The 2,776-nt window shown below is 62.9% G+C and carries 4 protein-coding genes; all 4 read right to left on the bottom strand.

Annotated elements, in window-relative coordinates; all coding sequences use genetic code 11:
• Nucleotides 1–29: 29 nt before the first annotated feature.
• The 4 genes from FA743_RS20050 to tnpA are packed head-to-tail and all read right to left on the bottom strand — an operon-like array spanning nucleotide 30 to nucleotide 2,716.
• The gene (locus tag FA743_RS20050) at nucleotides 30–293 is read right to left on the bottom strand and encodes a hypothetical protein (protein ID WP_246055085.1); all 264 of its coding nucleotides are present in this window, start codon (nucleotides 291–293) and stop codon (nucleotides 30–32) included.
• A complete protein-coding gene (tnpC, locus tag FA743_RS20045) occupies nucleotides 254–1,906 on the bottom strand; it encodes an IS66 family transposase (protein WP_136887811.1) in 1,653 nt (550 codons plus the stop codon). The genes FA743_RS20050 and tnpC overlap by 40 nt, the downstream gene beginning before the upstream one ends.
• 58 nt (nucleotides 1,907–1,964) lie before the next feature.
• Entirely contained in the window at nucleotides 1,965–2,315 is a 351-nt protein-coding gene (gene tnpB, locus FA743_RS20040) for an IS66 family insertion sequence element accessory protein TnpB (protein ID WP_136887810.1), read from the bottom strand.
• On the bottom strand, nucleotides 2,312–2,716 hold the full coding sequence (tnpA, locus tag FA743_RS20035) for an IS66-like element accessory protein TnpA (protein WP_136887809.1): 405 nt from the start codon (nucleotides 2,714–2,716) through the stop codon (nucleotides 2,312–2,314). Before tnpA ends, tnpB begins: the two co-directional genes overlap by 4 nt.
• Nucleotides 2,717–2,776: the final 60 nt, after the last annotated feature.

Genomic DNA, 2,776 nt, shown 5'->3' with positions numbered 1-2,776 from the left:
GTATCCATCCGGTGAAGGCCGCTGTGACGTCAGATCTGATGGTCGCGTTCCATGGCGATCATCTCGAGCAGGTTTTCGACACCGAACGGAGTGAAGGCGAGCACCTCGACCTCGGTAGTGCCGTAGACCCAGATTATGCCATCTTCGGGCTCCATGCCGATGGCGAGATCATGAAGCCTTTCTACAGCTTCGCCCAGCTCGGCGGCGACCCGGTCGATGGTCTTGATGGAATGCACCTTGTTCAACTGCATGACTATGCCGCTGCGGCCATGTGCCGGATCTTCCAGTTCCAAGGGAGCAGTTCCGGCAGGCGCGAGAGAGGCATGTCAGGCAACCGACCGAGGACGTCGGCAAGCCATGCCTGAGGGTCGACGTCATTCATCTTGGCGGTGACGATCAGAGAATACATGAAAGCGGCGCGGTCGCCACCGCGGGGCGATCCCGCGAAGAGCCAGGCCTTGCGGCCGAGGGCAATGCCGCGCAGCGCGCGTTCGGCCGCATTGTTTGAGAGGCAGATGCGGCCGTCGTCAAGGAAGCGGGTGAAGGCTTCCCAACGACCGTCTTCCTCGAACATGTAGTTGATCGCTTTGGCGACGGGGTTGTGCTTCGACATCCGGGCGCGCTCGGATCGCAGCCAGTCGTGCAGATCCTCGATCATCGGGCGCACCAGCTTTTGGCGGGCGTCATGGCGGACCTCGGCGGTCAGGCCGTTGATCTCGCGCTCGATATCGAAGATGGCATCGAAGCGTTTGACGGCTTCCAGCGCAATGGGCGAGATCTCCTCGGCAACCTTTTTGCCCTTGCGGGCCGTTGCTTTGATATCCGCCAGTTCGAAGAACTTGCGCCGGGCATGCGACCAGCACAGCGCGCTCAGCACCGGGGCGGGCTTGTGATCATGGCGATAGAGATCGTTGTAACCGCCATAGGCGTCAGCTTGCAGGATGCCGGTCCAGCCCGTCAAATGCCGGGTAGGATGTTCCTTCCTGCGGTCTGTCGAGAAGTGATAGAGCGCTGCCGGGGGTGCGCCGCCCGCGAAAGGCCGGTCATCACGCAGATAGGTCCAGAGCCGGGCGGTTTGCGTGCCGCCTTTGGCCAGGAGTGGCACAGTCGTGTCGTCGGCATGCAATCGTTCGGCGCCGAGGACATGGGTGCGGATCAGATCGTGGATGGGCTGCAGCGCCACGGCACAGGCCCCGACCTGATCGGCCAGGGTCGAAAGGCTGATCTCGACACCCTCTTTGGCATAACGCTCGGCCTGCCTGTTCAGCGGTTGGTGCTGGCCGAACTTCTCGAACAGCACCATCGCCAGAAAATTGGGACCAGCCCAGCCCCGAGGCGTGGGATGGAAGGGTGCTGGCGGCTGGCTGATCCGCTCGCAATTCCGGCAGGTGAACTTCTCGCGGACGGTCTGCACGACCTTCCACTGCCGGGGAATGACCTCCAGCGTCTCGGTGATGTCTTCGCCCATCTTCACGATGCGCGCCGAACCACAGCAGGTGCAAGATGTCGGCGCCTCAACCACGACGCGCTCGCGTGGCAGATGCTCGGGGAACGGCTTGCGGGCGGGGCGGCGACGTTCGAAGGCCGCGACAATCGCCCCCGGGGCCGTTGCCTCCGCTTTGGCCCGGTCATCGGCAATGTCGGTCTCGATGTCCTCGAGCTGCATCTCCAGTTGCTCGATCAGCCGGGCATGACGTTCGGCGCCATAGCCATATTGCTCGCGGCGGAGTTTGGCGATCTGCAGTCGAAGGTGCCGGATCATGTCTTCGGAGGCTGAGACGATCGCCTGAACTTTGGTCAGTTCGTCCTTGGCGGCTACCAATGCGCCCTCTGCGGCAAACGCGCGGGCTTCCGCCGCAGCAAGGGCAGCGCGCAAAACAGCAATCTCCGGGGCGGTCTCCGACATGCCGAAGATCTACCACATAACACCGGAATAGTCCAATAAAACAAGGGAATTGGGGCTATCAACCCGCTGATGCTGGCCTCTGTGTCCAGCGCGGATTGCGCCAGTCAATTCCTTCCAGAAGATAGCCGAGCTGCGCCGCCGAGACCGGAACGGCCGAGCCATTCTGGCTCACCGGCCAGATGAACTTCCCCGCCTCCAGCCGCTTCAGATACAGCGACATGCCGACGCCGTCGTGCCAGAGGATCTTGATCAGGTCGCCCTTGCGACCCCGGAAGCAGAAGATCTCACCACCATGCGGATCGCGGCCGAGCCCCTGCTGGACCTTCAGTGCCAGGCTGTTCATCCCGCACCGCATGTCCGTCACCCCGCCCGCGATCCACACGCGCGCCCCCGCCGGAAAAGCGATCATCGCGGGTCCAGCACGGCCAGCAGCGCCGCCAGATGCGAAGGGGCCAGTGAAACAGGGATCGTCATGCGACGTCCGTTCGTCAGCGTGATGTCGATCCGGGCATCATCGACTTCCCGCGAAGGCCGCTCCGCTGGCGCAGGCGGGGCGCCCGCCATCACCAATGGCACGAAACCCCCGCCAGCCTCCGGCGCGCCAAGCGTCCCGCTGCGATACTCACGCCGCCAGATCGAAAGCAGCGACCGCGAAATCCCATACCGGCGTGCCGTCGCCGAACCTTGCCGGAAACCGCGCAGGCTCTCCTCGACGATCCGGATCTTATCCTCGTCAGTCCAGTGCCGACGACGGCCAACCTCATCGGCGGCGAAAATCTCGATTGGTGAAACAACTGAAGCGTATGACATAAGGCAATGCCTTAAGACTATTTGCTCAATCAGAGCAGACGGCCCTCACCGCAGGCTTAC

Source organism: Paracoccus gahaiensis, from assembly GCF_005048225.1.
In the GTDB taxonomy this organism is placed as follows: Bacteria; Pseudomonadota; Alphaproteobacteria; order Rhodobacterales; family Rhodobacteraceae; genus Paracoccus; species Paracoccus gahaiensis.
This window is presented reverse-complemented; position numbering and strand designations above follow the sequence as displayed.